Annotated in this window: 21 protein-coding genes; 8 read left to right on the top strand and 13 right to left on the bottom strand. The window is 69.8% G+C overall.

What is annotated here, in order from left to right:
• Positions 1–208 precede the first annotated feature (208 nt).
• From ilvC to QM809_RS09810, 3 genes are all read right to left on the bottom strand, one after another.
• Positions 209–1,222 carry a ketol-acid reductoisomerase gene (gene ilvC, locus QM809_RS09820; RefSeq protein ID WP_415045600.1) on the bottom strand — a complete coding sequence of 338 codons (1,014 nt, stop codon included), beginning with the start codon at positions 1,220–1,222 and terminating at the stop codon, positions 209–211.
• A gap of 73 nt (positions 1,223–1,295) precedes the next feature.
• Positions 1,296–1,796, bottom strand: a complete 501-nt coding sequence (ilvN, locus tag QM809_RS09815) for an acetolactate synthase small subunit (protein ID WP_415045599.1) — start codon at positions 1,794–1,796, stop codon at positions 1,296–1,298.
• Positions 1,793–3,730 (bottom strand): acetolactate synthase large subunit, encoded by a 1,938-nt coding sequence (locus QM809_RS09810; RefSeq protein ID WP_415045598.1) that lies wholly within the window; start codon positions 3,728–3,730, stop codon positions 1,793–1,795. Before QM809_RS09810 ends, ilvN begins: the two co-directional genes overlap by 4 nt.
• Positions 3,731–3,948: 218 nt before the next feature.
• Between QM809_RS09810 and QM809_RS09805 the strand changes: the two genes are divergently transcribed.
• The 5 genes from QM809_RS09805 to ilvD all read left to right on the top strand — a co-directional run bounded on the left by QM809_RS09805 (position 3,949) and on the right by ilvD (position 10,360).
• On the top strand, positions 3,949–4,422 hold the full coding sequence (locus tag QM809_RS09805; RefSeq protein WP_415045597.1) for a PH domain-containing protein: 474 nt from the start codon (positions 3,949–3,951) through the stop codon (positions 4,420–4,422).
• Between the two features lie 66 nt (positions 4,423–4,488).
• Entirely contained in the window at positions 4,489–5,829 is a 1,341-nt protein-coding gene (gene mgtE, locus QM809_RS09800) for a magnesium transporter (protein WP_415045596.1), read from the top strand.
• Between the two features lie 187 nt (positions 5,830–6,016).
• Positions 6,017–7,594: an NCS1 family nucleobase:cation symporter-1 gene (locus tag QM809_RS09795; RefSeq protein ID WP_415045595.1), complete on the top strand. Its 1,578-nt coding sequence runs from the start codon at positions 6,017–6,019 to the stop codon at positions 7,592–7,594.
• Positions 7,591–8,322, top strand: coding sequence for an aspartate/glutamate racemase family protein (locus QM809_RS09790; protein WP_415045594.1), 732 nt, complete (start codon positions 7,591–7,593; stop codon positions 8,320–8,322). Before QM809_RS09795 ends, QM809_RS09790 begins: the two co-directional genes overlap by 4 nt.
• A 193-nt stretch (positions 8,323–8,515) precedes the next feature.
• Complete coding sequence (ilvD, locus tag QM809_RS09785) at positions 8,516–10,360, top strand: dihydroxy-acid dehydratase (RefSeq protein ID WP_415045593.1); 1,845 nt, start codon at positions 8,516–8,518, stop codon at positions 10,358–10,360.
• A 39-nt stretch (positions 10,361–10,399) separates the two neighbouring features.
• Here ilvD and QM809_RS09780 read toward each other — a convergent pair whose 3' ends face one another.
• The 6 genes from QM809_RS09780 to QM809_RS09755 form a co-directional block, all read right to left on the bottom strand.
• A complete protein-coding gene (locus QM809_RS09780) occupies positions 10,400–12,013 on the bottom strand; it encodes a polyamine aminopropyltransferase (RefSeq protein WP_415045592.1) in 1,614 nt (537 codons plus the stop codon).
• Between the two features lie 4 nt (positions 12,014–12,017).
• Positions 12,018–12,416: a DUF350 domain-containing protein gene (locus QM809_RS09775; RefSeq protein WP_415047050.1), complete on the bottom strand. Its 399-nt coding sequence runs from the start codon at positions 12,414–12,416 to the stop codon at positions 12,018–12,020.
• Positions 12,310–12,984 carry a DUF4247 domain-containing protein gene (locus QM809_RS09770; RefSeq protein ID WP_415045591.1) on the bottom strand — a complete coding sequence of 225 codons (675 nt, stop codon included), beginning with the start codon at positions 12,982–12,984 and terminating at the stop codon, positions 12,310–12,312. Before QM809_RS09770 ends, QM809_RS09775 begins: the two co-directional genes overlap by 107 nt.
• Positions 12,981–13,523, bottom strand: a complete 543-nt coding sequence (locus QM809_RS09765) for a DUF2617 family protein (protein WP_415045590.1) — start codon at positions 13,521–13,523, stop codon at positions 12,981–12,983. Before QM809_RS09765 ends, QM809_RS09770 begins: the two co-directional genes overlap by 4 nt.
• Positions 13,520–14,161, bottom strand: coding sequence for a DUF4178 domain-containing protein (locus QM809_RS09760; RefSeq protein ID WP_415045589.1), 642 nt, complete (start codon positions 14,159–14,161; stop codon positions 13,520–13,522). The genes QM809_RS09765 and QM809_RS09760 overlap by 4 nt, the downstream gene beginning before the upstream one ends.
• A 497-nt stretch (positions 14,162–14,658) precedes the next feature.
• Positions 14,659–16,392 carry a DoxX family membrane protein gene (locus tag QM809_RS09755; RefSeq protein WP_415045588.1) on the bottom strand — a complete coding sequence of 578 codons (1,734 nt, stop codon included), beginning with the start codon at positions 16,390–16,392 and terminating at the stop codon, positions 14,659–14,661.
• 81 nt (positions 16,393–16,473) lie between these two features.
• Between QM809_RS09755 and QM809_RS09750 the strand changes: the two genes are divergently transcribed.
• The gene (locus tag QM809_RS09750) at positions 16,474–17,619 is read left to right on the top strand and encodes a PQQ-dependent sugar dehydrogenase (protein ID WP_415045587.1); all 1,146 of its coding nucleotides are present in this window, start codon (positions 16,474–16,476) and stop codon (positions 17,617–17,619) included.
• 335 nt (positions 17,620–17,954) lie between these two features.
• Here the strand turns inward: QM809_RS09750 and gatB are convergent, their stop codons facing one another.
• Positions 17,955–19,460 carry an Asp-tRNA(Asn)/Glu-tRNA(Gln) amidotransferase subunit GatB gene (gatB, locus tag QM809_RS09745; RefSeq protein ID WP_415045586.1) on the bottom strand — a complete coding sequence of 502 codons (1,506 nt, stop codon included), beginning with the start codon at positions 19,458–19,460 and terminating at the stop codon, positions 17,955–17,957.
• Positions 19,461–19,597: 137 nt separating this feature from the next.
• Here gatB and QM809_RS09740 point away from each other — a divergent pair, with 137 nt between their 5' ends.
• Together QM809_RS09740 and QM809_RS09735 are read left to right on the top strand one after the other, a co-directional pair.
• On the top strand, positions 19,598–19,885 hold the full coding sequence (locus QM809_RS09740; RefSeq protein ID WP_415045585.1) for a PspC domain-containing protein: 288 nt from the start codon (positions 19,598–19,600) through the stop codon (positions 19,883–19,885).
• Positions 19,886–19,944: 59 nt separating this feature from the next.
• A complete protein-coding gene (locus QM809_RS09735) occupies positions 19,945–20,526 on the top strand; it encodes a DUF1707 SHOCT-like domain-containing protein (RefSeq protein WP_415045584.1) in 582 nt (193 codons plus the stop codon).
• A gap of 7 nt (positions 20,527–20,533) precedes the next feature.
• Here the strand turns inward: QM809_RS09735 and QM809_RS09730 are convergent, their stop codons facing one another.
• The 3 genes from QM809_RS09730 to QM809_RS09720 form a co-directional block, all read right to left on the bottom strand.
• Complete coding sequence (locus tag QM809_RS09730; RefSeq protein WP_415045583.1) at positions 20,534–21,565, bottom strand: ATP-dependent 6-phosphofructokinase; 1,032 nt, start codon at positions 21,563–21,565, stop codon at positions 20,534–20,536.
• Positions 21,566–21,684: 119 nt separating this feature from the next.
• A complete protein-coding gene (locus QM809_RS09725) occupies positions 21,685–22,326 on the bottom strand; it encodes a response regulator (protein WP_415045582.1) in 642 nt (213 codons plus the stop codon).
• Positions 22,327–22,336: 10 nt separating this feature from the next.
• Positions 22,337–23,626 (bottom strand): sensor histidine kinase, encoded by a 1,290-nt coding sequence (locus tag QM809_RS09720; protein WP_415045581.1) that lies wholly within the window; start codon positions 23,624–23,626, stop codon positions 22,337–22,339.
• Positions 23,627–23,783: the final 157 nt, after the last annotated feature.

Genomic DNA, 23,783 nt, shown 5'->3' with positions numbered 1-23,783 from the left:
CCGATCTGTCACCACACTAGAACCGACCACCGACAAGACGGCGACGGTCCCGCATCACCGAGGTGATGCGGGACCGTCGTGTGCCCTTCGACAGGCTCAGGGAGCGAGCAGAGTCGGCTCAGAGAGCGAGCTGCGTCGACTCAGGAAGCGAGTCGCGTCGGCTCGGGAAGCGAGCCTCCTCGGGGCGGAAGGTGATCGGAGACCGTGCTCAGGCGGTCTCGGTGATCGGGCGGTCGACCCAGCTCATCAGGTCGCGCAGCTGCTGACCGGTGACCTCGATCGGGTGCTCGGCGTTCTCCTTGCGCAGACGCTCGAGGTCGGCGTTGCCGCCCTCGACGTTGGCGACGAGCTTCTTGACGAAGGTGCCGTCCTGGATATCGGCCAGGATCGCCTTCATGCGCTCCTTGGTGTCGGCGTCGATGACGCGCGGGCCCGACAGGTAGCCGCCGTACTCCGCGGTGTCGGACACCGAGTAGTTCATGCGCGCGATGCCGCCCTCGTACATGAGGTCGACGATCAGCTTGAGCTCGTGCAGGCACTCGAAGTAGGCCATCTCCGGCTCGTAGCCGGCCTCGACCAGAACCTCGAAACCGGTCTTGACCAGTTCCTCGGTGCCGCCGCACAGCACGGCCTGCTCGCCGAACAGGTCGGTCTCGGTCTCTTCCTTGAAGTCGGTCTTCAGGACGCCCGCGCGGGTGCCGCCGATGCCCTTGGCGTAGCTGAGCGCCAGCGCCTGGCCCTCGCCGGTCGGATCCTGGTGGACCGCGATCAGGGCCGGGACGCCCTTGCCGTCGACGAACTGGCGGCGGACCAGGTGGCCCGGGCCCTTCGGTGCGACCATCGCGACGGTCACGTTGGCCGGCGGCTTGATCAGGCCGAAGTGGATGTTCAGGCCGTGACCGAAGAACAGGGCGTCGCCCTCGTTCAGGTTCGGCTCGATGTCCTCGGTGAAGATCTTGGCCTGGCTGGTGTCCGGGGCCAGCAGCATGATCACGTCGGCCCAGGCGGAGGCCTCGGCGGGGGTGAGGACCTTGAGGCCCTGCTCCTCGGCCTTGGCGGCCGACTTGGAGCCCTCGCGCAGGCCGATCACGACCTCGACGCCCGAATCGCGCAGCGACAGCGAGTGCGCGTGGCCCTGGCTGCCGTAGCCGATCACGGCGACCTTCTTGCCCTGGATGATCGACAGATCTGCATCGTCGTCGTAGAACTTCTCGACTGCCACAGTGAATTCCCTTCGGTGTGCCCCACCGGTGCGGTGCGGCGTGCTGTTGTGTGGTTGGTTACTGATTCTGACGTCAGCGATTCGCCGACATGCTCTTGGGTCCCCGTCCGAGCGTGACACCGCCCGACTGGGCGATCTCCCGGATACCGTACGGGTCGAGCATGCGCAGCAGCGCTTCGAGCTTGTCCGACGTTCCGGTGGCCTCGACGGTCACCGACTCCGGCGCGACGTCGATCACCTTGGCCCGGAACAGGTTCACGACGTCGACGATCTCCGACCGGTTGGTCGCATCCGAGCGGACCTTGATCGGCATCAGCTCGCGGGACACCGAATGCCCCGGATCCTGCTCGACGATCTTGATCACGTTGACCAGCTTGTTCAGCTGCTTGGTGACCTGCTCCAGCGGGAAGTCCTCGACCGAGACCATGATGGTCATCCGGGAGAGGCCCTTCAGCTCTGTGGGGCCGACGGCCAGCGACTCGATGTTGAAGCCGCGCCGGGAGAACAGGCTCGCCACGCGCGCGAGCACACCCGGACGGTCCTCCACCAGAACGCTCAGCGTATGGGTACTCACTTGTCGCTCCCTTCCACAGCCGCGTCGGAGACTTTCCCCGTCGCTTCGCTCGCCCCCGGACGCTCCATGGCCTCGTGGATGACGGCCGTCTCTTCGCCGGCCGACTCGTCGTCGTCGAACAGCGGCCGGATATCCCGGGCCGCCATGATCTCGTCGTTGCCGCAGCCCGCGGCGACCATCGGCCACACCTGGGCGTCCTTGCCGACGATGAAGTCGATCAGGACCGGTCGGTCGTTGATCTCGCGCGCCTTGGCGATGGCCTCGGCGACGTCCTCTTCCCGGTCGACGCGCATGGCGACGCAGCCGAGGGCCTCACCGAGCTTCACGAAGTCCGGGATCATCCGGGAGTGCGTGGCCAGGTCGGTGTTGGAGTAGCGCTCGTCGTAGAACAGGGTCTGCCACTGGCGGACCATGCCCAGGTTGCCGTTGTTGATCAGCGCGACCTTGATGGGGATGCCCTCGATCGCGCAGGTGGCCAGCTCCTGATTGGTCATCTGGAAGCAGCCGTCGCCGTCGATCGCCCAGACCTCCTTCTCCGGTGCGGCGGCCTTGGCGCCCATCGCGGCGGGGATGGAGTAGCCCATGGTGCCCAGACCACCGGAGTTGAGCCAGGTGCGCGGCTTCTCGTACTTGACGAACTGCGCGGCCCACATCTGGTGCTGACCGACGCCGGCGACGTAGACGGCGTCCGGTCCGGCGGCCTTGCCGAGCTCGGAGATGACGAACTCCGGCGACAGCGAGCCGTCGGACTGCTTGTCGTAGCTCAGCGGGTAGGTGTCGCGGATCCCGTTCAGGTAGCTCCACCACTCCGCCAGATCCTGGCGGCGGCCGCCGGCGGCCTCGTCGTTCCGCAGCTCCTCGATCAGGTCGACGATCACGTTGCGGACGTCGCCGACGATCGGGACGTCGACCGGACGGTTCTTGCCGATCTCGGCCGGGTCGATGTCGGCGTGGATCACCTTCGCGTCGGGGGCGAACGAGTCCAGGCGGCCGGTGACGCGGTCGTCGAAGCGGGCGCCGAGGGTGATCAGCAGGTCGCTGCGCTGCAGCGCGGCGACCGCGCCGACCGAGCCGTGCATGCCGGGCATGCCCATGTGCAGCTCGTGGCTGTCAGGGAACGCGCCGCGCGCCATCAGGGTGGTGACGACGGGGATCCCGGCCAGTTCGGCCAGCTCACGGAGTTCCGCCGCGGCGTCGGCCTTGATCACGCCGCCGCCGACGTACAGCACCGGCGCCTTGGCCTGGGAGATCAGGCGGGCGGCCTCGCGGACCTGCTTGCCGTGCGGCTTGGTGACCGGACGGTAGCCGGGCAGGTCGATCTGCGGGGGCCACGAGAACGTGGTCTGCGCCTGCAGGATGTCCTTCGGGATGTCGACGAGCACGGCGCCGGGGCGGCCGGACTCGGCGATGTAGAAGGCCTCGGCGATGATGCGCGGGATGTCCGCGGCGGTGCTCACCAGGAAGTTGTGCTTGGTGATCGGCATGGTGATGCCGGAGATGTCGGCCTCCTGGAAGGCATCGGTGCCGATCAGCGCGCGGCCGACCTGACCGGTGATCGCGACCACCGGGACCGAGTCCATCTGTGCGTCGGCCAGCGGCGTCACCAGGTTGGTGGCGCCCGGGCCCGACGTGGCCATCATGACGCCGGCCTTGCCCGCGACCTGCGCGTAACCGGTCGCCGCGTGTCCGGCGCCCTGCTCGTGCCGGACCAGGACGTGCCGGACCTTCTGCGAGTCGAGCAGCGGGTCGTAGACGGGGAGCACAGCGCCGCCCGGAATACCGAAGACGGTCTCGACGCCGAGCTCTTCGAGAGTCCGGACGACGGACTGAGCGCCGGTGACTCGCTCAGGGGCGACGGTGTGCCCCGAGCGCAGAGATTCGGTCGACGGCGACTGCGGCCGTGCCGACCCGCGGGCGGATGTTGGAGTGCTCACTGCACATTCCTCATCTTCTTAGTCCTGACAAGAAAAAACCCCCGACAGCCTGGGCTGTGCGAGGGGCGCGTCGATGAAGTTCGAAGGGTCTACGAGGTGACCGATCAGGCGTTGACGCGCCGACCGATTACTACGAGGAGGTTCGTGTTCATCACCGTCACAAGGTAAGGCAGCGGTCCGAGCCGAGTCAAATCCCGGATCGATGACAGAATGGGGGCGTGTCCGATTCCGCTGCATCCGACTCCTCCGCACCCGATTCCGTCGTGTCCGATTCCGGCTCCGGACCCGATCGGCCGACCGTCGCCTTCACCATCTCCCGGCTGGCCTACCTGACCGTCCTGTCGACCGTGCTCGCGGTCCTGGTGATGATGGCCGTCTCCCCCTGGTTCGGCATCCTGTTCCTGACGCTGATCCCGCAGATCTGGTGGATCCGCCGGGTCCGGACGGAGGTCGACGCCGCCGGGATCACCGCGGTGCACTCCTTCGGGGAGACCCGGATCCCCTGGGACGACGTCGACGGCCTGGGCTTCCCCCGCTGGTCCGCGGTGCGCGCGGTCCGCAAGGACGGCTCCCTGGTGCGTCTCCCCGCGGTCTCGTTCGACGACCTGCCGGTCCTGGCGGAGGTCTCCGGCGGCCGCGTCCCCGACCCCTTCGCCGCCGAGTACGAAGCACGTCTCGCCGCACAGGACTGAATCGCCGGCGGCTTTCGAGGTCCGTACCGCGCGACATCCGCGCACCTCTGCGACACAATCGGCGTCATGACCGCAGCAACGACGCTCCGTTCACTCGACGACGCGCTGCGCGAGCGTGATCTCGCCGCGGCGTCGTCGATCCTGACTCCCCTGGCTCCCCAGGATGCCGCCGCCCTGCTCGAACAGCTCTCGCCGCGCCGACTCACCATCGGTTTCCGTCTCCTCCACAAAGACGAGGCCCTGGAGGTGTTCGACGAGTTCGACGCCGACACGCAGGCCGCGGTGATCCACGAGTTGGGCACCGCCGAGGTCGCCGTCGCCTTCGACCGTCTCGAACCCGAGGACCGCGCCGAACTGCTCGACGAGCTGCCCGCGTCGATCGCCAAGGAACTGGTCCGCAAGCTCTCCCCCACCGAACGCGATCTGACGGCGGTGGTGCTGGGCTTCCCTCGTGCTTCGGTGGGGCGGCGGATGAGCCCGGAGTTCATCCACGCCTTCGCCGACGACACCGCCGCCGTGGTGCTCGACCGCGTCAAGGCGCGCGGCCACCGGGTGCAGTCGATCTACATCGTGCCCGTCGTCGACCGTTCGCGGCGGCTCGTCGGGGTGGTGAGCCTGCGCGACCTGCTGCTGGCCGGACCGGACCGGCCGATCGGCGACTTCGCCAAGACCCCGATCTTCGCGCATGCGCACGACGACGCCGAGGCCACCGCCGACCGCTGCGTCGACCGCGGCATCTCGGCGATGCCGGTGGTCGACGGCGAGGACCGCCTGGTCGGGATCCTCACGCTCGACGACGCGATCGAGATCGTCGACGCCGCACGCGACGAGGACGAGGCCCGCGCCGGCGCCCGCGAACCCCTGCGCGAGTCGTATCTGCTCGCGTCGGTCTTCGCGATCACCCGCTCCCGCGTGGTGTGGCTGTTCGTGCTGGCCGTCTCGGCGATCCTGACCGTCAACGTGCTGGAGATCTTCGAGGGCACGCTGGAGCAGAAGGTGGCGCTGGCGCTGTTCATCCCGCTGCTCACCGGAATCGGCGGCAACACCGGCTCGCAGGCCGCCACCACGGTGACCCGCGCGCTGGCCACCGGCGAGGTGTCCCCGCGCGATGCCGGCCTGGTCGCGTTCAAGGAGATCCGCGTCGGTCTCACCATGGGGGTCGCGCTGGGCACGGTGGGCTTCGCCGTCGCCACCGGCGTCTACGACCTCGGGATCGGCTCGGTGATCGGTCTGACCATCGTCTCGGTGTGCACGCTGGCGGCGACCGTCGGCGGCCTGATGCCCCTGGTGGCCAAGACGATCCGGGTGGATCCGGCGGTGTTCTCCACCCCGTTCATCTCCACCTTCTGCGATGCCACCGGCCTGATCGTCTACTTCATGATCGCCAAGACGGTCCTCGGTATCTGAACTCGCCGACGCCGACGACGACGGGCGTTCCGCGGGCGCTGAAGTCCGGTTATGCGGATTCCTTAACGTGCAGGGCAGGAGGTGTCGTCGTCGGACATTGCTGAGAAACCTCTGAGAAACGTGCCGTTCCTAGCGTGGGCTCAACCGCCACCGCAGGGGTGGCCGGGTCGGAGCAGAGGAAGTTCCCATGACGAACGCGGAGATCCAAGAGATTCCCATACCGGAGTTGGCCAAACACGCCGCCGGTGAGAGCGTGATCAAACCCGAGTACGACTCGTCGCTGACCAACGAAGACCTCGCGCCGCTCAAAGAACAGAAGTGGACCTGGTACAACATCTTCGCCTTCTGGATGTCGGACATCCACAGCGTCGGCGGCTACGTGTTCGCCGGCAGCCTGTTCGCCCTGGGCATCGCCGCGTGGCAGGTCCTGGTGGTGCTGGTCTTGGGCATCGTCGCCGTCTACTACCTCTGCAACCTGGTCGCCAAGCCGTCGCAGCAGGCCGGGGTGCCCTACCCGGTGACCACCCGGATCTGTTTCGGCGTGAAGGGCGCGAACGTCCCGGCCATCATCCGCGGCCTGATCGCGGTGGTCTGGTACGGCATCCAGACCTACCTGGCCTCGGTGGCCTTCGGCCTGCTGGCCATCAAGTTCTGGCCGTCGCTCGCCGAGTACGGCGACTCCGGCACCCACGCGTTCCTCGGTCTCTCGCCGCTGGGCTGGGCCGGTTTCGCCATCATGTGGGTCCTGCAGGCGATCGTCTTCTGGAACGGCATGGAGGCCATCCGCAAGTTCATCGACTTCTGCGGCCCCGCCGTCTACGTCGTGATGGTGCTGCTGGCCGGCTACCTGATCTTCGAGGCCGGCTGGGACAACGTGCACTTCGACCTGTCCGAGGGCCCGGAGCTGAGCGGCTGGTCGTCGATCACCATGATGATCTCCGCCTTCGCGCTGGTGGTCTCGTACTTCTCCGGCCCGATGCTGAACTTCGGCGACTTCTCGCGCTACGGCAAGTCGTTCTCCGAGGTGAAGAAGGGCAACTTCTGGGGTCTGCCGGTCAACTTCCTGTTCTTCTCGATCCTCGTGGTCGCGACCGTGTCCGCCGGCGCCACCGTGATCGGCAAGGACGCCGACGGCAACATCATCACCGACCCGGTGCACATCGTCGACAAGATCGACAACACCACCGCGGCGGTCCTGGGCGTGCTCACCTTCGCCATCGCCACCATCGGCATCAACATCGTCGCGAACTTCGTCTCGCCCGCCTTCGACTTCTCCAACGTGGCGCCGACCAAGGTCAGCTGGCGCGCCGGCGGCATGATCGCCGCCGTGGGCTCGGTGCTGATCACCCCGTGGAACCTGTTCAACAACCCGACCGCGATCCACTACACGATGGACACGCTCGGCGCCGTGATCGGACCGTTGTTCGGCATCCTGCTCGCCGACTACTACCTGGTGAAGAAGCAGAAGATCGTCGTCGACGACCTGTTCACCACCAAGCCCGAGGGCCGATACGCCTACCGCAACGGCTGGAACCCGGTCGCCGTGGTCTCGGTGATCGTCGCGTCGATCCCGCCGATCGCCGTGGTGATCTGGGGCACCGCGTACGCCGCCAGCTTCACCTGGTTCATCGGTGCCGCGCTCGGCTTCGTCGTGTACCGCCTGGGCATGAAGTACACGCCGAAGGAGTACCTCTACAGCGACTACGCCGAGGGCGCCGGGCACCACGCCGACGACGCCGAAGAGAAGGTGGCAGTGACCGCATGAGGTTGACGGTGGTGAACGGGAACACCACCGCAGCGATGACCGCGGTGATCTCCGAGTCCGCACGCGCCGTGGCGCGGCCGGATGCCGAGATCACCGCGGTCACGCCGCGGACGGGCCCCGTGTCGATCGAGAGTCACTACGACGAGGCCCTGGCCGTCCCCGGCATCCTCGACGCCGTCGCCGCCGATCCGGACGCCGACGGCTACCTGATCGCCTGCTTCGGGGATCCGGGGATCGACGCCGCGCGGGAGATCGCCCGCGCCCCCGTCCTGGGGATCGCCGAGGCCGCGATGCACGTGGCCGCCACGCTGGGCCGCGGTTTCTCGGTGGTGACGACGCTGGGCCGCAGCATCGGCCGGACGCGCGATCTGGTGGCGCACTACGGCTTCTCCGCACGCTGCCTGGGCATCCACGCCTGCGAGATCGCCGTCCTCGACCTGGAGAGCGACCCGAACACGTCGTCGATCCTGGCCGCGGCCTGCCGGAAGGCCCTGGCCGAGGACGGTTCGGATGCGATCGTGCTGGGCTGCGCCGGGATGGCCGATCTGGCGCGGTCGCTGTCCGACGAGCTCGGGGTCCCGGTGATCGACGGGGTGGCCGCCGGGATCGGCCTGCTCTCGGGCATGGCGGCGATGGGTCTGCACACCGGGACCGCGTCGGGCGAGTTCGCTCCCCCGCTGCCCAAGGAGGTCACCGGCTCGCTCGCGGAGTTCGCGCGCCGGAGCTGAGCCACCGCGGTCGGACGGACCGAGAGTCCTGGGTCGCCCGGTCGGCGCCGTTCGGCGGCACCGACCGGGCGGTGCGGCGTCCGGGGCCGGGAGCACCCGGATCGGTCGACGTCGTCAGGCGCGTAAACTCAGACCGGTACAGGTCAAGGGTCCAGCCCGACCCCGACCCCGACTGAAGAAACATCGAGGAACCATGCCAGCCCTGCGGTCCCGTACCACCACCGTCGGCCGGGAGGCCGCCGGTGCCCGCGCTCTGTGGCGCGCCACCGGAATGACCGACGACGACTTCGGCAAGCCGATCGTCGCGATCGCGAACTCGTACACCCAGTTCGTCCCCGGTCACGTGCACCTGAAGAACGTCGGCGACATCGTCGCCGAGGCCGTCACGAAGGCGGGCGGCGTGGCGCGCGAGTTCCACACCATCGCCGTGGACGACGGCATCGCGATGGGCCACGGCGGCATGCTCTACTCGCTCCCGAGCCGCGAGATCATCGCCGACTCGGTCGAGTACATGGTGAACGCGCACACCGCCGACGCCCTGGTCTGCATCTCCAACTGCGACAAGATCACCCCGGGCATGCTCAACGCCGCCCTGCGCCTGAACATCCCCACGGTGTTCGTCTCCGGCGGTCCGATGGAGGCGGGCACCTCGGTGGTCGTCAACGGCGTCGTGCACCCGGGCCTGGACCTGGTCGATGCGATCACCGCCTCCGCCGACAGCAACGTCGGCGAATCCGATCTGCTCGAGGTGGAGCGGTCGGCGTGCCCGACGTGCGGCTCGTGCTCGGGCATGTTCACCGCCAACTCGATGAACTGCCTCACCGAGGCGCTGGGCCTCTCGCTGCCCGGCAACGGCTCCACCCTGGCCACCCAGGTCGCCCGCCGCGACCTGTTCACCCGGGCCGGTGAGCTGATCGTCGACATCGCCACCCGGTGGTACCGGGACGACGACGCCTCGGTGCTCCCCCGCAACGTCGCCACCCGCGAGGCCTTCGAGAACGCGATGGCGCTCGACGTCGCCATGGGCGGCTCCACCAACACGGTGCTGCACATCCTGGCCGCCGCGCAGGAGGCCGAGGTCGACTTCACCCTGCACGACATCGACCGGATCTCCCGGAGCGTGCCGTGTCTGGCGAAGGTGGCGCCGAACTCGCCGAAGTACTACATGGAGCACGTGCACCGGGCCGGCGGCATCCCCGCCATCCTCGGTGAGCTGAACCGGGCCGGTCTGCTGAACACGAACGTCCACCCGGTCCACGCGCCGTCGCTCGAGCAGTACCTGGCCGACTGGGACATCCGCAGCGGCACCGCGACGGAGCAGGCGATCGAGCTGTTCCACGCCGCCCCGGGCGGGGTCCGCACCGTGGAGCCGTTCTCGACGTCGAACCGCTGGAAGTCGCTGGACACCGACGCCGAGGACGGATGCATCCGGTCCAAGGAGCACGCGTACACGGTCGAGGGCGGCCTGTGCGTGCTGCGCGGCAACATCGCCGAGGACGGCGCGATCCTGAAGACCGCGGGCGTCGACGAGTCGCTGTGGCACTTCCAGGGCCCGGCCCGCGTCGTGGAGAGCCAGGAGGACGCCGTGCACGCGATCCTCTCGAAGCAGCTCCAGAAGGGCGAGGTGCTGGTGATCCGCTACGAGGGTCCCGCGGGCGGCCCCGGCATGCAGGAGATGCTGCACCCGACGGCCTTCATGAAGGGCACCGGCATGGGCAAGTTCTGCGGTCTGGTGACCGACGGCCGCTTCTCCGGCGGATCGTCGGGCCTGGTGATCGGCCACGCCTCCCCGGAGGCCGCCGCCGGCGGCGTCATCGGCCTGGTGGAGGACGGCGACGAGATCCTGATCGACGTCCACTCCCGCACCCTGAAGGTGCTGGTCGACGACGAGACGCTCGCCGACCGCCGCGCCAAGATGGAGGCCTCCGAGCATCCGTGGCAGCCGAAGGACCGGCAGCGCCCGGTCTCCAAGGCTCTGCGCGCCTACGCCAAGCTGGCGACCTCCGCCGACAAGGGCGCCGTCCGCGTCGTCGATTAGCGGCGGTCCCGCGGGGTCGGTGACCGTCGTGCCGGGGCGTCAGTACAGGTTCCACTCGGACTGCGCGTAGCGCAGGATCCGCGGGTTCATCAGCGTCGACGGCGGCATGTCCAGCGGCGGCCGGTCCCGCGGGAAGACCCGGGCGGCGGCCAGTTCGCCGTCGGAGAGGAAGCGCAGCGGACCCGGGGCCGCCAGGTGCGGCTCCGGTTCCCCGTGCGCGGCCAGGAAGAAGCCCCAGTCGCCGAACGACGGCACGTCGACGTGGTAGCCGACCCGCTGCAGGCCCGCGTCGGCGAGCGTGGCCCCGATGCACCAGTACGACTGCGGCGCGAAGTACGGGGAACCGGACTGGACGGTGAGGACGCCGTCGTCGGTCAGGTGCGCGGCGACGAGCGCGTAGAACTCCGTCGAATAGAGTTTGGCGGTCGCCGTCTCGTCCGGGTCGGGCATGTCGACGATGATCGCGTCGTATCTCTCGTCGGTCGAGCGCAGCCAGCTGAACGCGTCCGCGGCGACGATCCGGGCCCGCGGGTCGTTCATCGAACCCCGGTTCAACGCGACGAGCCGCGGGTCGGTGCGGGCGAGCCGGATCATCTCCGGATCGAGTTCGACGAGTGTGACCGAGGCGGTCGGATAGGTCAGGACCTCGCGCAGCGCGAGGCCGTCGCCGGCGCCGAGGATCAGCACCCGTTCCGGGTGGCCCGCCATCGCGGGATGCACCAGCGCCTCATGGTAGCGGTATTCGTCGGCGGAGGCGAACTGCAGGTCGCCGTTGAGGAACAGCCGGAAGTCGTCGCCGCCGCGTCGTGCCGTCATCACGATGTCCTGGTAGGGGGTCTGCACCGACAGCACTACCGGATCGCGGTAGAGGGCCTGCCGCGCGGTCACCTCGAAGGTCGTCGAGTACTGGTATCCGGCGGCGAGAGCCGTGACCACCGCGATCGTCGCGGCCCCGAGCGACAGCGCCGCCCGCCGGGACAGGTCGCGGCGGAAGAGCACGAACACCAGCAGCGTTCCGGCCGCCGCGTTGACCAGCCCGACGACGATCGCGCCCCGCAGCTGGCCGAACACCGGCAGCAGCAGGAAGGGGAAGGCCAGTCCGCCGAGCAGGGCGCCGACGTAGTCGGCGGCGAACAGGTCCGCGACCGCCGAGCCGGCGTCCTGCCGCCGGATCCGCTGCAGCAGGACCATCAGGAGCGGGATCTCCGCGCCGATGAGCAGCCCCAGCACGAAGGCGACGGCGACGAGCGCCTCGGTGTACATCGACAGGTAGGCGAAGGCGCCGTAGAGCGCCGTCACCGACAGGCCGCCGAGCAGCGCGAGCAGCAGTTCGATCGCGGCGAACGCCGCCACCGAACGCCGCTGCAGGGGTTTCGCGGCGAGCGAGCCGACCCCCATCGCGAACACCATCACCGCGAGCACGATCGACGCCTGCGTGGCCGTGTTCCCGATCAGGTACGACCCGAGAGTGATCAGCGCGAGTTCGTAGACCAGTCCGCAGGCCGCGCAGACGAAGACGACTGCGAGCAACGCGGACCGGGCCGCACGTCGTCGCGGCGGGGTCGGTCCGGTCGGTTCCGCGGCGGACGTCTGCGGGCGGGCCGCTTCCGGCCCGTCGCCTTCGGTCTCGGCGGCCTTCGGGGCGGCGCTCACCCGATCAGAGGACGGAGGCGGCGACGATGCCGGCGACCGCCAGCTGCAGGACGGCGTTCACCCGGACCGCCGGATTGTGCTCGGTCTCCAGCAGCACCTCGCCGAGTTTCCCGGGGGTCACCAGGTCGACGACGAAGAACACGACCGTCATCGCGACGATGCCGACGGCGGAGTACGCCGCGGTGTAGAGCAGCCCGCGGGCCAGGCCGCCTTCGCCGGCGAAGATCGCGGCGATGACGATGATCGCGAGACCGGCGAGCTTGGACCCGACCAGGAGCGCCGCGTTCGGATTGCGCTCACCCCAGACCTGGGTGCGGAGGTGCCCCGGCGTGAGGACGTCGAGGACGACGAACCCGACGGCCATCACCGCGATGCCGACGGCGGAGTACGCCGCGGCCGCCAGGATGTTCTCGAAGAAGTCGGTCATGATGTCCTTCCGGATCAAGGGGATCTGAGGCTACTTGCCGCCGCTGCCGCCGCCCCCGCGGTAGTCGCTCCCGCGACCGGAGTAGGCGGGTGTCGGCACCCAGAATCCGCCGACGTAGTGGTGGTAGTGGTGGTACCCGCTGGTGTAGTCCGAGCTCGAGCATCACCCGGGTTCCGGTGGGGCCGTTCGGGAACAGTCCCACCAGGTAGTCGGAGTACTGCAGGAATCGGGTGCCGACGATGTTCCCGGCCTGGGTGTCACCGGATCGTGCGTCGATCGGCTCCTCGGCGCCGGTGATCGCGGCGGCGACGGCCCACACCGACTCGTCGGCGACGTAGGCGCGCACCGACGGCTCGTCCAGGCCCGGGGACCGCTGATAGTTGGCCTCGATGTAACTCTTCGCGCTCTGTCCGAGCAGGCCGCTCCGGGCGACGTCGACCGCACAGCTGCCGACGAGGGCGAGCAGGGTGAGCACGCCGATGACCGCGAGGAGGACGTTCCGCAGCCTGCGCAGGTTCCGGGCGGGATCCGGATGCGACGTCATCTCCGATCGCCGCCGGACGTCGTCGACCACACCGATGCGGTGAACACGACCTCACCGACCTGCGGATACGTATGCCACGTCTCCCAGCGCAGCGTCCCGGCGGTGTCGCCGGGCACGGCGCGGAGCGCGGTGAAGGCCAGGTCCCGGCCGGGGTACGAGCCGATCAGATGCAGCCCGGCTGCGGCGGACCCGCGCTCGGCGGTCCGGAACTCCGCGGTGAGCCGGTCCCGCAGCGCCCGGATCTCGTTCTCGTCGGCGCCGGTGATCGACGAGGCGAACGCGTAGCCGCCGGACGTCCTGGTCGCGGGGAGGAACGGTTCGGCGTCCGGCAGGCAGGCCAACGTCTCCCGGAGTCGGCGCCGGTGCCGGGTCGCCGTCACCTGATGACTGGCACCGAGCAGACGGAGTTCGACGTCGACGTCGTTCACCGTGCCGCTCCGGATCGCGAGCGCGGGCCGGGGCCCGGCGTCGAGGGTCAACGTCAGATCCGCCGAACGGGTGTCGACGAAGGCCCCGCCGAGTTCGTGCAGCACGGTCATCGGGGGCCTTCGGGCGTCGGAGTGGACGGGTAGATGCGGAACTCCCCGCGGTGCAGCCGTTCCCCGCGCGAGGCCTCCCAGCCGGAGCCGAAGTCCTCGAAGGACAGCCGGTCGTCGCCCGCCCGGTAGTCGTGGTAGCGCATGTTCCCGGTGGCCGAGACCCCGGTGGTCGCGATGGAGGTGAACCGCGCCGCGCCGCTCTCCTCCGAGTCGTACCGCCGACCCTCGACGTCGACGGTCGGCGGTCCCGGCACGGTGGTGACCCCGTCCAGTTCCGTCCACAGCACGACCTCCAGGTCCGGGTCCTCCTCGACGGAGAGCCAGCCCCGACGGCCGGTTCCGGTGTCCAGGTGCGCCTCGATCCAGCTGTATCCGGACTGGGTGAGCCGGATGATGCCGCGCACGGCGAACGTCGTGCCGCGGATCTCGACGAGGTCGGCCGGTGTGAGCTGCCGCGGGTCGCCGTACACGGCGTCGTCGTCGGCGGAGGAGAACGGATCACCCGGCCGGTAGGCGCGGTCCCGCAGGGCCTGCGCCTTCCGTGCCGCACGCGCCTCGAGGAAGTTGAACACCACCACGACGGCGATGACGAGCAACAGCGCGACGATCACGATGACGGCGTACTTCACACCGGCCACGCTACCAATTCGAACTCCTCCGGTCCGCTGCCACGAGACACCCGTCCCCCTCCCCTACGACGATCCATCGCGTTTCTCGCCGACCCCGCCACCCACGTCGCGGTTCTCGCCGCCCTCCGGCAAGAACCGCGACGCGCAATCAGGCGAACCGACCGAGTGAAAGCGCGGTCGTACGGCTCCCCCGATTCCAGAGAGTGCGCGGGAGGAATCGTTCCAGCCCTCCAGATCAGGCGAACCGACCGAGTGGATGACGCGGTCGTACAGCTCCCGACTCCGGAGAGTGCGTGCGGGAGGAGTCGTTCTGAGCCCTCTAGATCAGGCGAACCAACCGAGTGAGAGACGCGGTCGTGTGGCTCTCTCAGCTCCAGAGAGTGGGGATGGGGAGCTTTGTTCCGAATTCTCCGCAGCACACCGGCAGGCGCGCGATCGTGAATCGTGGCAAGGCGAGGACTATGAGGAATGAAGCTCCCCATCCCCACGCCCTGAAAAAGACCAGACTACAGAGCCGCGAAAGGGTTGGACCCGTTGAACACCACCCACCCCGCGACAGCCGCCGCGATCGCGATGATCACCCATGCCGCCGACCCCCAGGCGGGGCGGCGCGCCCATCCCCAACGACGATCGAGCGAATAGGTGCCCGGTCCGCACAGGGTGAGCGCGAGGACGGCGGCGGTCAGGGTGAGCTCGAATTCCAGGCCGGGGCCGTGCTGTTCGGTGGTGAAGAACCAGAATCCTCCGGCGAGGGTGATCCGGTAGAGGACGGCCACGAGGATCACTCCGACCAGGCTCGCTCCGGCGACGGGGGCGAGCAGACCGAGGATCAGCAGCGTGCCGCCGATGGTCTCGGTGAGCCCGGTGACGAGGGCGAGGGTGCGGTCGAGGTCGGGGTCGAAGCCGAGCGTCGGATCGCCGCCGGACCCGTTCTGGGCCAGGAACGTCGCGAAACCGTCGAGGCCGGGGCCGCCCCACCATCCGAGGAGTTTCTGCAGTCCGTGGCCGACGAAGACGAGTCCGACCGTCACGCGCAGGATCAGCAGGCCGAGGTCGATGGTGCCGCGGCGGGCGGCGGGCTCGGTGGCGCCCCGGTCGGTGACCGGGTCGTCGTCGATCGGGTCGGGGTCGGCGTAGTCGGTCCCGGCGGCCGCGAACACCTCGTCGTCGTCGAGTTCGATCTCGGCCGTCGGCTGCGGCTCGATGTACGGCAGCGGGTCCTCGGTGAGGTGTTCGGCGGTGCTGCGCTGGATCACGGGTCTCCCCTCGGGGTCGGTGTCGTCGTTGTCGACGAACGGTTCGGTCACGACGGTGTCCGACGCCGAGCGCACGTCGATGCGGGTGGCCCCGGTCCGTTCGGGCGTCGGGGGGATCGGCGGCAGTCCGTAGGCGAGCGGCGCGGTCCGCGCCTCGTCCGACGGCGGTCCGGTCGGTTTGCCGGGGCCTGCGGTCACGATGCCGTGTCCGACGGTCGCCGCATCCGCTGCGGCCCGGTCTGCTGCGGCCTTCTCGGCTGCGCGCATCGCGTCGATCTCCTTCATGATGTCGGGGTTCACCGCGATCACCTCGGTCTCGGCTTTCGCCCCGCGCTCCGGTGCAGGCTCGTGCACGGGTTCCGGCACGGGCACGGGAGCCGTCGCGGGTTCGGGGGTCGCCGCGGGTTCGGGTTCCGGCACGACGACGTCGTCGGCGTCGCCTGCGGTACCGGACTTCTCGGCCCCGCCGTCCGCGGAGCCGTGGTCGCTGTCGGTGTCCCCGGCGTCGCCCGCCGCCTCAGGGGCCTTCTCCGTGTCCGCCGACTCGGTGTCCTCCGACTCGGTGTTCGCCGCCTCGTCTGCGCCGCCGCGGACGGCCGCGACACCGACGGCGGCCCCTACTGCACCCGCGGCGGCCGCACCCGCGACAGCCGTGGCGGCACCGCCGGTCTTCGCATCGGTGTCGACCTTCGTGTCGGGCTCGTCGGCATCGACCGCCGCAGTCGGCGCCGGCTCCGCCGCGGCCGGGGTCTCCGCCCGAGCCACCGGGGCCTCGGCTCTGCCCGCACTGCGCCCGGCGAAGGTGTATTCGACCGTCGGCAGCGACTCGTCCACCTCGCCCGGCATGATCACCGCCTCCGGGATCTCGTCACCGCTGTCCTCCACCACGGTCCGCGCGGGGGACCTGCGCGCATACTTCTCGTAGAAGGAGTCCCGGTCGGGCTGCGGCCGGCGCGGCGGACGGGATGCGCTTGAACTACTCACACTCCCGACTGTAGGGCCGTTCCGCCGCTGGTCCGGCCACCGCCACCCGACGATTTGATAACGATCGCATAGTGTTGTGACATGCTCCTGCCGATCCCGACCGGCGCCGCGCGCCGCGCGCTGACCGCCATCGCGGTCAGCGTCACCGTCGTGCTCACCGCGAGTGGTTGCGCGGACTTCAGCGAACAGGACCGGAACCGGGACGCGGGTGCCTTCAGTTCGGTTCCCGAGAACCAGGGGCCGCGCCAGCGGCCGAGTGCTCCGTCGTCCCCGGAGGAGCCCCAGGAACCGCCGAAAGGCCCCTGCGTCGACCCGAATCCGGCCGTGATCGCGACCTGTCTGAGCACGACGTCCGGGGTGCGCCCCGCCGACCCCTCCGGTCAGACCACCTACGTCGCCGAACGCACCACGGGCCAGATCATCATCTCCAAGCGGTACGGCCCGCAGCGGGTGATCGCGACCGTGCCGGTCGAGTCCGGCGGCGACGGCGGCCTGATCGATTTCGAGCTCTCCCCCGGCTATCAGCAGGACCGCCTGATCTTCGCGCTGATCACCACCGGCTCGGACAACCGCGTCGTGCGGATCGCACCCGACGGGGTGGTGACCCCCGTGCTCACCGGGATCCCGAAGGGGCCGACCGGGAACATGGGGTCGATCAGCTTCTCCTCGACCGGCATCCTGCGGGTGGCGACCGGGAACGCGGGCGACGCCGGTGCGGCACGCGACCGGGGGTCGCTGGCCGGGAAGCTCCTCGAGATCAACACGAACGCCGACTCACCCCGGCCGAAGATCCTCGCCTCCGGATTCGGCGCCTCCGTCGCACTGTGCCCGGACCCCGAGAACGGACGCATCTACGTCGCCGACAGCGGCCCCGCGGGCGACCGGCTGCAGATGCTGGAGCCGTCGGGGCTGCGCCGGTTGTGGTCGTGGGCCGACCGGCCGGGCGTGACCGGATGCGCGGTGGCCGGCGGCCAGATCGCCGTGAGCATCGCCAAGAAGTTCCGGATCGACGTCCTCGCCGCGCCCTCCAACGCCAGCCCGTCGGTGGGCAAGCCGACCAAGCAGGACGTCAAGGAGCAGTTCGGCGCGGTCGGACGGATGACGACGTTCGGCGCCGCCATGCAGCTGGCGACGATCAACAAGTCGGTGCCGGGCGCCTCCGTGCAGACCGACGACCGCGTGGCGATCTACGCCCCCGCCGGCGGAACCGCCGACGACAAGCGCTGACCGGTCCCGCCGGGATCTCGACTCCGCTCGATCATCGGGCAGGCTCGACCACCGAGCAGGCTCGACCACCGAGGAAGCTCGATCGCCGAGCAGGGCAGGCTCGATCATCGAAGAGGCTCGATCACCGGAGATGAACTCTCCCACCGGGAGCCGCCCCGGTAGGCGAGACGGAGCGCCCGCCGGCTTCGAGTGAGGGTGGGGCGCCGAGGGTCGTCGCAGCGCCCCCACACGACTCGATTCCAGCGCGCCGTCTCGAAGATCGTCGCGTGGCGGAGGACGAGCAAGACGATCCTCGGCGCCCCGCCCGCCCCACACGGAGCCAGGCGCCCCGACACCTACTGGCAGGCCGCCAGAACCAGTTCCTTCACCCGGGCCGGGTCGGCCTGACCGCGCGTCGCCTTCATGACGTCGCCGACGATCTTGCCCGCGGCCTGCACCTTGCCGCTGCGGATCTTGTCGGCGATGTCCGGGTTGGCGGCGAGCGCCTCGTCGACGGCTTTCTGCAGCGCGGAGTCGTCGCGCACCACTTCGAGTCCGCGATCGGCGACGATCTGGGCGGGTTCGCCCTCGCCGTCGAGCACGGCGACGACCACCTGCTGCGCCAGCTTGTTGGTGAGCTTGCCCTCGTCGACCAGCCCGATCACCTCGGCGACCTGCGCCGGCGTGATGTCCAGTTCGGCGAGTTCGACGGCGCGCGAGTTCGCCTGCTGCGCCAGGAACGAGACCCACCAGCTGCGGGCGGCCTCCGGCTTGGCCCCGGCCTCCGCGGTGGCGATGATCAGGTCGACGGCGCCCACGTTCACCAGGTCGCGCATCACCTCGTCGGAGACGCCCCACTCGGCCTGGATGCGCGCCCGGCGCACCCACGGGAGCTCCGGCAGGGTGCCGCGCAGTTCTTCGACCCAGTCCGGCTCGCAGATCACCGGCGGCATGTCGGGCTCGGGGAAGTAGCGGTAGTCCTCCGCGGTCTCCTTGCGCCGGCCGGCCGAGGTGGTGCCGTCGGACTCGTGGAAGTGCCGGGTCTCCTGGATCACCTCGCCGCCCGCGGCGAGCACCGCGCCCTGGCGCCGCATCTCGTAGGTCACCGCGGCCGCGACGCTCTTGAGCGAGTTGACGTTCTTGGTCTCGGTGCGGGTGCCGAACTCGGTGGCGTCCTTGGCCATCAGCGACAGGTTGACGTCGCACCGCATCGAACCCTGGTCCATGCGGACGTCGGAGACGTCGAGCGAACGCAGCAGATCGCGCAGGGCGGTCACGTAGGCGCGGGCGACCTCGGGGGCGCGCTCCCCCGCCCCGACGATGGGCTTGGAGACGATCTCGACCAGCGGCACGCCGGCGCGGTTGTAGTCGAGCAGGGAGTGGCTGGCTCCGTGGATGCGTCCGGTGCTGCCGCCGACGTGCAGCGACTTGCCGGTGTCCTCCTCGATGTGGGCGCGCTCGATCTCCACGCGCCACTGCGTACCGTCGTCGAGCGCGACGTCGAGGTGACCCTCGTAGCAGGTCGGCTCGTCGTACTGGCTGATCTGGTAGTTCTTCGGCTGATCCGGGTAGAAGTAGTTCTTCCGGGCGAAGACGCTCGACTCGCGGATCGAGCAGTTCAGCGCGAGCCCGATGCGGACGGCCGACTCGACGGCCTTGGCGTTGGCCACCGGCAGCGAACCGGGCAGCCCGAGGCAGGCCGGGCAGACCTGCGTGTTCGGGTCGCCGCCGAAGGTCGTGGGGCAGCCGCAGAACATCTTGGTCTCGGTGCCCAGTTCGACGTGCACCTCCATTCCCATCACGGGATCGAATCGCTCGAGGACGTCGTCGAAGTCCATCAGGTCGTCGGTAGCCACACTCATGCGTCCCATGGTATCCAGCATGATCATCAGGGCCGATCTCGGGGATTATCCCGATGGCACGCGCCGCGCCGCGCCGTAGATTCGGTGGTGAACAGAGTCCGCCGAACAGCGGCGGAACACCTGCCGAGGAGGACGCCATGACCGCTCCCGAAGAACCCCGCAACGCCGAGATCCCCGCTCCCGCCGCCCTCGCGGAGGAGCCCCCGTTCGCCGCGGCACCGGCCGTGCCGGCGCCGGTGCCCGCACCGAAACGACTGACCCGCTCGCGGAACGACAAGATGCTCGGCGGCGTCTGCGGCGGCCTGGCCGAATACTTCGGCGTCGACCCGACCTGGGTCCGGATCGCGTTCGTGGTGTCGGTGGTGTTCCCCGGTCCGCAGCTGCTGATCTATCTGCTGCTGTGGCTGGTGATCCCGCAGGACTGACGCCCGTGCCGTTTCCCACCGTCCGGTACCCCGCGGCGCGGACCGATAGGCTGGCTCCCATGGCCGCCGACGACGAGATCCGCATCGGAAACCCGGAACGCGAACGTGCCGTCCGCCTGCTGAACGACGCCTTCGCCGCCGGTTACCTGGAGATGGACGAGTTCGAGGAGCGCGCAGGCGCGGTGTACGTCGCCCGTACGCGTGGCGAACTCGCTCCGCTGCTGGCCGATCTGCCGAACGGGCACGCCCTGTTCGGCGGCCCTGCGCCGAACCCGGGGCCGGGGCACGTCACCGTGCCGCCCGAAGCGGTCGACATCGACTGGGCGACGGTCAAACGCAGGGGCAGCTGGCGGGTGCCCGCGGCGATGTCGGTGACCGGTTCCATGGGCACCCTGGTGCTCGACTTCACCGCCGCCCGCTTCACGTCCACCGGACTGGAGGTGTCGTTCCAGGTCTCGGTGAGCACCGTCAAGATCACGCTGGGCCCGGACCACGAGATCTGCTACTCCGCCCTCGGGAGGACCGGCTGGTCGTCGATCAAGGACAAGGCCGGCGAGCCGGTCCGGGCGGGCGGCCCGGTGATCACGCTGACCGGCGCGGTGACCGGGGCGTCGAGCGTGATCGTCAAGCGCGCCTCCTGAGGGCGTCTCAGCCGAAGAGCGCGCGGGCGCCGTTGTAGAAGTCCAGCGGCACGTTCTTGGTGTGCCCGACCGCGTCGGAGAACGGCACCCGCACGATCTCGGTGCCGTGCAGCGCCACCATCTTGCCCCAGTCGCCGTCGGCCAGGACGTCGCTGATCGCCTGCCCGAACCGGGTGGCGAGCACCCGGTCCGACGACGTCGGCACGCCGCCGCGCTGGATGTGGCCGAGGGTCGTCGCCCGCGTGGTGATCCCGGTCCGCTTCTCGATCAGCGGCGCCAGGATGTCGCCGATGCCGCCGAGTCGCGGACGGTTGAACTCGTCGAGGCCGCGATCGGAGTAGGCCTCGTCCATCTCCGGGAGCGTGAAGCCCTCGGCGACCACCACCAGCGGCGCCCGACGACGATCCTTCACCGCCAGGATCCAGTCGCAGATCTGGTCGAGCGTCTCGGGCGCCTCCGGGATCAGGCTGACGTGCGCCCCCGAGGCGATCCCGGTGTAGATCGCGATCCAGCCGGCGTGCCGGCCCATCACCTCGAGCACCATGCAGCGCATGTGCGAGTCGCCGGTGGTGCGGAGCCGGTCGGCGGCCTCGGTGGCGATCTCGACGGCGGTGTCGAAACCGAACGTGTAGTCGGTGGCCTTCAGATCGTTGTCGATGGTCTTGGGCACGCCGACCATCGGCACGCCGTCGCCGAACAGCCGGTTCGCGGCGGCCATGGTGCCGTCGCCGCCGATCGCGACCACACCGTCCACCTCCAGCTCCTCGAGCACCTTCTTGATGGCGTCCGAGCCGCCGTCGGGCTGCTGGTACGGGCCGAACCGGCTGGTCCCGATGATGGTGCCGCCGTTGCGGGAGATGCCGCGCACCGCGGACCGGGTGAGCAGTTTGACGTCGCCGTGGACCAGGCCCTTGTAGCCGTCGCGGAACCCGACGAACTCCTGGTCGTGCACCGTGGTGCCCTGCAGCACCGCGCCGCGGATCACCGCGTTCAGGCCTGGGCAGTCGCCGCCCGAAGTCAGAATTCCGTACCGTGCCATCGCCCGTCGCCATCCCTCACGTCGCGGTCGGCCCTCGTCCTCGAAGGCTTCGTGGCTCCATTCGATCAGATCGGATGCTCCTCGGCCACCGGAGCGACGCAGGCGTGTCCCGACCGGCCCTATTTGAGCCCGTTCTCGTAGGCGAAGACGACGGCCTGCGCCCGATCCCGCAGACCGAGTTTGCCCAGGACCCGGCTCACATGGGTCTTGACGGTCTCCTCGGAGACGAACAGTTCGGCGGCGATCTCGGCGTTGGTCTTGCCGTCGGCCACCACGCCGAGCACCTCCCGTTCGCGCGGCGTCAGCACGTCGACGGCGGCGCCGGGCGTCCGGCTCCGGCGAGCGGTCACCTCGGCGATGAGCCGCTTGGTGACCGACGGCGCGAGCAGCGCGTCCCCGGCCGCGACCACCCGGACCGCCCGCACCAGTTCGTCGGCCGGCGCGTCCTTGAGGAGGAAACCGGATGCGCCGATCGACAGTGCGGTGTACACGTAGTCGTCGATGTCGAAGGTGGTGAGCATCAGCACCTTCGTCGGCAGTCCGGCCTCGATGATCCGCCGGGCCGCCCACAGTCCGTCGCGCTTCGGCATGCGCACATCCATCAGCACCACGTCGGGGCGCAGCCGGGAGACGATCTCCACCGCGGCCTCGCCGTCGGCCGCATCGCCGAGCACGGAGATGTCGCCGCTCGCGTTCAGCAGCGCCGCGAAACCGGCCCGGACCATCGCCTGGTCGTCGACGATCACCACGGTTGTCGGCACGACGTCGACCCTAGACCTTCGCCGCGGCCGACGGCACCACCGCGACCACCTCGAAACCGCCGGCCCCGGTCGGCACCGCCGTCAGGCTCCCGCCCAGCGCCGCCGCCCGCTCGCGCATGCCGCGGACGCCGAGTCCCCGGCCGCCCGAACCGGTCGCCGGCTCGATGCGGGCGGGCTGTTTCACCAGCGGCCCCGCCGGCGGCGCCTCGTTGACGACGGTCACCGTCAGAGCGGTGCCATCCGGGTCGGGCTCCACGCGGACCCGCACCGGCGCGCCGGGCGCGTGGCGGACGGCGTTGCTCAGCGACTCCTGGACGATGCGGTAGACCACCAGTCCGGGCGCGTCGCCGACGGCGGAGTGGTCGGAGGCGTCGTCGAACTCGATCGGCACTCCGGCGCTCCGGACGTCGTCGATCAGGGCCGCGAGTCCGTCGATCCCGGGAGCCGGGGGCTCGGCGGCGCCGTCGGGCGCACCGGTCTCGTCGGTCCGCAGCACGCCGAGCAGGGTGCGTACCTCGTCGAGGGATTCGCGGGCGGCCCCGGCGATCGCCTCGAACTCGGCCGCGACCGCGGGCGAGATCTCCTCGGGCTCGTCCGCCTGCGCCAGCCGGTACCGCGCCGTCTGCGACATCACCACCACCATCGACATCCGATGCGCGACGACGTCGTGCAGCTCCCGCGCGATCCGCGATCGCTCGGCCAGGACCTCCTCGCGGGCCCGGTGCACCTCGGTCTGCTCGGTCTGCTCGGCGATCTCCCGGCGCGAACTGCGCCAGTAGCGGAGGAAGGCGACCCCGATCGTGATCACGGTCAACGCGAAGACCCACCCGTCGACGGCGTTCCGGCCGACGCAGATCAACAGCACGATCACCGTCACCAGCCAGAGTCCGAAGAGCCGGACCAGCGGCACCGTCACGAGGGCCGCCAGCGTCATCGCGAGGAGGATCAGGAACTGCGGGACGGCGATCCGCAGGTCGTCGTGCCCGGGACTCTTCGGGAGCGGCGCGGTGATCAGACATGCGACGACGATCCCGATCCAGCCCGCCCAGGCCGGTCCCGAGCCCGCGGCGATCCCGAGCAGCGGCAGCACGGAGACCAGCGCGAGCACCGGCAGCACGTACGCCGGGACGTCGAGCGTCTCGCCCAGCACCGGCCAGGTGATCGCCATCATCGTCACCGCCGCGAGCATGGCCAGCCAGTTCCCGCGGCGGTCGAGGTAGGCCCGCACGGCCGGGTCGCTGACCTGCTCGGTCGACAGCAGATTCCGGATCGAGGCGGCGAGACGTCGGAGGGGTTTCACCCTTCCCACGGTAGGGCCGGCCCGGGCCGTGCGCGTCCCCCCGCAGAGGGATTCCGGTCTCCCCGGCGCGGGTGATCCGGACCGTCGTCACGGCTCCGGCGAGCCGCACGAGATTCCCTCTTCCACGGGATCCGCGCAGGTGGGAATGCTTCCTAGC

Source organism: Gordonia sp. (in: high G+C Gram-positive bacteria) (genome assembly GCF_047600385.1).
GTDB lineage: Bacteria > Actinomycetota > Actinomycetes > Mycobacteriales > Mycobacteriaceae > Gordonia.
The sequence above is the reverse complement of the archived record's forward strand: the minus strand, read 5'-3'. Positions and strand labels throughout refer to the sequence as shown.

Excerpts from the sequence above, each read along its gene's own strand:
- QM809_RS09790 (WP_415045594.1), top strand. The coding sequence starts at position 7,591 with ATGAGGTTGACGGTGGTGAACGGGAACACCACCGCAGCGATGACCGCG.
- QM809_RS09735 (WP_415045584.1), top strand. The coding sequence starts at position 19,945 with ATGGCCGCCGACGACGAGATCCGCATCGGAAACCCGGAACGCGAACGT.
- ilvD (WP_415045593.1), top strand. The coding sequence starts at position 8,516 with ATGCCAGCCCTGCGGTCCCGTACCACCACCGTCGGCCGGGAGGCCGCC.
- QM809_RS09765 (WP_415045590.1), bottom strand. The coding sequence starts at position 13,523 with ATGACCGTGCTGCACGAACTCGGCGGGGCCTTCGTCGACACCCGTTCG.
- QM809_RS09770 (WP_415045591.1), bottom strand. The coding sequence starts at position 12,984 with ATGACGTCGCATCCGGATCCCGCCCGGAACCTGCGCAGGCTGCGGAAC.
- QM809_RS09740 (WP_415045585.1), top strand. The coding sequence starts at position 19,598 with ATGACCGCTCCCGAAGAACCCCGCAACGCCGAGATCCCCGCTCCCGCC.
- gatB (WP_415045586.1), bottom strand. The coding sequence starts at position 19,460 with ATGAGTGTGGCTACCGACGACCTGATGGACTTCGACGACGTCCTCGAG.
- QM809_RS09795 (WP_415045595.1), top strand. The coding sequence starts at position 6,017 with ATGACGAACGCGGAGATCCAAGAGATTCCCATACCGGAGTTGGCCAAA.
- mgtE (WP_415045596.1), top strand. The coding sequence starts at position 4,489 with ATGACCGCAGCAACGACGCTCCGTTCACTCGACGACGCGCTGCGCGAG.
- QM809_RS09750 (WP_415045587.1), top strand. The coding sequence starts at position 16,474 with ATGCTCCTGCCGATCCCGACCGGCGCCGCGCGCCGCGCGCTGACCGCC.
- QM809_RS09730 (WP_415045583.1), bottom strand. The coding sequence starts at position 21,565 with ATGGCACGGTACGGAATTCTGACTTCGGGCGGCGACTGCCCAGGCCTG.